Raw genomic sequence first — 3,787 nt, forward strand, 5'->3', positions numbered from 1 at the left:
GTGCCCCGGATATGGTTCCAGCGGGCTTTCATGGCGTCTAGGGGATCGTCGGACATGCCTGTTACTACGAATCGGGACGATAAGCCAAAACAATACCGAAAATACCCTCAATGTACAGCGATATATATTGTTGACAACTGTCATATCGTTCCTACATGCCCCACCTCAATTTGATTGACATTCAAAATAGTTTTCCAAGAGCCTCATGGGATTAGTGGATGCGCTCTGCCCAAGGCTCGGCGCCAGTCAATTTCGGACAATGCGTGATCTAAGGTTTGAGATTCGCGGGAGCGATGGGTGATTTGATCCTGCGGCGCCACATGGCGCAATCCACGCTGCCGAAAAGAGCCGCAGCGAAAGGCGAGCGAAAGGCTTCGTCGGAAGCCGCTTTCGACTTGGCGTTGCCCCGGCACAGGCGCGACAGCCGCCATAACCCCATAACCGGGTCATGCTCGCCTCAAGACCGGAACGAGTCTCGGGCGCACACCACGCTCGCAGGCAACGCGGGATCGCGATCTATTTGTTCTCTCCAGTAATATTGAGCTTGTCCGCCATTCGGGTCAATTCGGAAAGAGAAGACGCCTTCATCTTATGCATGACTTGACCGCGGTGAACCTTCACGGTGACTTCGCTGACGCCAAGTTCGCCGGCGATCTGCTTGTTGAGCCGACCAACGACGACTCGGGCCATTACCTCCCGTTCCCGCGCGGTCAGCGTTTCAAAGCGCGTGCGCAACGCCGCCATTGACTTCTCGCTGTCGAGGCGAGCGCGGTCGCGGGAGATGCCAAGTTGGACCGCGTCCAGGAGATCCTGGTCGCGAAAGGGTTTGGTCAGAAACTCAATTGCGCCGCCCTTCATCGCTTGGACCGACATCGGGATAACGCCGTGTCCGGTAATGAACACGACGGGAAGTTCAATGTGGCTCGCGGCGAGCTCACGCTGCAGATCAAGACCGCTTTGACCGGGAAGTCGAACGTCGAGAACAAGACAGCTTGGCCCGCTCGGTCGGCCCGAACGGCGAAACTCGTCGACTGAAGCCATCACGATCGTCCGAAAACCGATCGACTGGATGAGATCGCTGACCGCCTCTCGGATCGCCAGGTCGTCGTCAATGATGATTATAGTCGGCTCACTCGTTGGCGCTGTCGGCATCCTTGCGGAACTTCCAATAACGTTCTCGGGGATCATATGGCCAACTGTCCCAGACGACAAGATGCGAGCGTGAGCGTGTCGCGGAGCGTGGAGGCTTTGACCGGCGCGATTGAGCAGCTGCCGCCTTTCGACGCTGCTACGACCACCACACGGACCGGATTGCGTCGTGTGTGGTTAAGCGGCAAATTCTTGTATAGACGCGGGCTGGAGTCCGGCTGTTGAGCCTATCGCTCAGGTTCGATGTGGATTGGGTTAGCGATTTGCAGATTCTGTGGGAGGACCCCGAGCTTGCGCTTGGCCGTGGTCGGCTCCAAGACGCCGGCGACGGCCCTGTCTCGGTTCTGATCGCCTTTCCCGTGGGGGAGCGTCCGTAGCGATCCGCCCTCAATCGGCTGGCCCACGAATACGGGTTAAGGGACGCACTCCACACGGCCTGGGCTGTGCGCCCGCTTGACCTTGTGCGCGAGGGAGGCCGGACAGCTCTCTTGTTTGAGGACCCTGGCGGCGAGTCGCTCGCGCGCCTCCTCGGTGCGCCAATGGACACGGACCTTTTCCTGCGCCTCGCCGTCGCCATTGCGTCCGCTCTGGGAAAGGCGCACCAGCGCCGGCTCGTCCACAAGGACGTCCCAACATCCTGGTGAACTGCGCTGACGGCGGGGCGCGGCTCATCGGGTTCGGGGTCGCCTCGCGCCTGCCGCGCGAGCGGCAGGCCCCCGACCCGCCCGAGATCATCGCAGGAACGCTCGCCTACATAGCGCCCGAGCAGACCGGACGCATGAACCGCTCGGTGGATTCTCGCAGCGACCTCTATTCGCTCGGCGTAACGTTTTACCAGATGGTCACGGGCGTTATCCCGTTCAGCGCCGCCGATCCGATGGAGTGGGTCCACTGCCACATCGCGAGAGGGCCGACGCCTCCGGCCGAGCTGTCGCCGACGATTCCGGCGCCGATGTCCGACATCGTGATGAAGCTGCTCGCCAAGCCCGCCGAAGAGCGCTACCAGACGGCCGCCGGCCTCGAGCGCGATCTGAAGCGCTGCCTCCTCGCATGGGAGCGCGAAGGCCGCATCGATCCATTCCCGCTCGGCGAGTGCGACACGCCTGACCGGCTCGTGATTCCCGAGAAGCTTTACGGGCGGGAGCGCGAGGTCGAAGCGCTGCTCGCGGCCTTCGATCGCGTGGTCGGAGGAGGCCCTCGGGAGCTCGTCCTCGTCTCGGGCTATTCCGGGGTCGGCAAGTCGTCGGTGGTGAACGAGCTGCACAGGGCGCTGGTTCCCCCGCGCGGCCTGTTCGCCTCGGGCAAGTTCGACCAGCTGAAACGCGACATCCCCTCTGCGACGCTGGCGCAGGCCTTTCAGAGCCTCGTGCGGTCGCTGCTCGGCAAGAGCGACGCAGAGCTCGCGAGCTGGCGCGTCGAGCTGCGGGAGGCGCTCGCTCCGAACGGTCGGCTAATGACCGACCTAGTCCCCGAGCTCGCCCTCGTCATCGGCGAGCAGCCGCCGGTCCCCGAGCTCGAGCCGCAGCAGGCGAAGGGGCGGTTCCAGTTCGTAATTCGCCGGTTCGTCGAAGTGTTCGCAAAGCCCGAGCGTCCGCTGGCCCTCTTCCTCGACGATCTGCGATGGCTCGACGGCGCGACGCTCGATTTCCTCGAGGAGGTTCTCACCCGCTCGAAATTGCGTCATCTTCTGTTAATCGGCGCCTATCGCGACAACGAGGTCGATGACGGGAGTCCGCTGATGCGCAGGCTTTCCGCCATTCGCAAGGCCAACGGGAAGGTCAGCGAGATCAAGCTTGGACCTCTCCGCGGGGACGACATCCGGCGGTTAATCGCCGACGCGCTCAGTTCGACGCCCGAGGACGCCGCGCCGCTGGCGGGACTGGCGCACGCCAAGACGGCCGGCAATCCCTTCTTCGTGTTGCAGTTCCTTCATGCGCTCGCTGAGGAGGGAGCACTCGCCTTCGACCATGAGGCTCTGCGCTGGTCGTGGGATCTCGCGCGAATCCAGGCCAAGGGCTACGCCGACAACATCGTCGACCTCATGGTCGGGAGGCTCGTCGGCCTGTCGGAGGAAGTGCAAACAGCTCTGCGCCAGTTCGCTTGCTTCGGCAACATTGCAAACGTGTCAGACCTTGCGATCGTGCGCGGAACCTCGGAGGACGAGGTCCATGCGGCCCTATGGGAAGCGGTCCGGCTCGAGCTGATCGAGCGAAGGTCTTCCGCCTACCGGTTCGTTCACGACCGGGTGCAGGAGGCGGCCTATTCGCTGATCCCAGAGGAGCGGCGGGCCGAAGCCCATCTGCGGATCGGCAGGCTTCTCATCGCGCACACGCCCGCGGAGGACCGGGAGGAGGCGATCTTCGAGATCGTGGGTCAGCTCAACCGCGGCGCGACGCTGATGACCGGCCAGGCGGAACGGGAAGAGCTCGCCGAACTCAACCTGATTGCGGGCAAGCGCGCCATGGCTTCGGCGGCTTACGCATCGGCGCTGAATTATCTAGCCACCGGCGGGGCGCTGTTGCCGAACGACTCGTGGAGGCGCCATGGCGATCTCATTTTCAATGTCGAGCTCAACCGGGCCGAATGCGAGTTCCTCACCGGAGCGCTGTCAGATGCGGAACAGCGCTTGGCCGAGTTG

The 3,787-nt window shown here is 63.0% G+C and carries 1 protein-coding gene and 1 pseudogene; one reads left to right on the top strand and one right to left on the bottom strand.

Annotation, left to right across the window (positions count from 1 at the left end):
- Positions 1–516 precede the first annotated feature (516 nt).
- Positions 517–1,152, bottom strand: a complete 636-nt coding sequence (locus tag ACLP25_RS09575; protein WP_442468970.1) for a response regulator transcription factor — start codon at positions 1,150–1,152, stop codon at positions 517–519.
- Positions 1,153–1,412: 260 nt separating this feature from the next.
- On the opposite strand from ACLP25_RS09575, the pseudogene ACLP25_RS09580 reads away from it, so the two are divergent.
- A pseudogene (locus ACLP25_RS09580) lies at positions 1,413–3,787 on the top strand (ATP-binding protein); the annotation flags it as partial.

Origin of the sequence: Roseiarcus sp. (genome assembly GCF_052145395.1) — a bacterium.
Taxonomy (GTDB): Bacteria; Pseudomonadota; Alphaproteobacteria; order Rhizobiales; family Beijerinckiaceae; genus Roseiarcus.

Bases quoted from the DNA above. Each gene is read 5' to 3' on its own strand.
- ACLP25_RS09575 (WP_442468970.1), bottom strand. From the start codon at position 1,152: ATGCCGACAGCGCCAACGAGTGAGCCGACTATAATCATCATTGACGAC.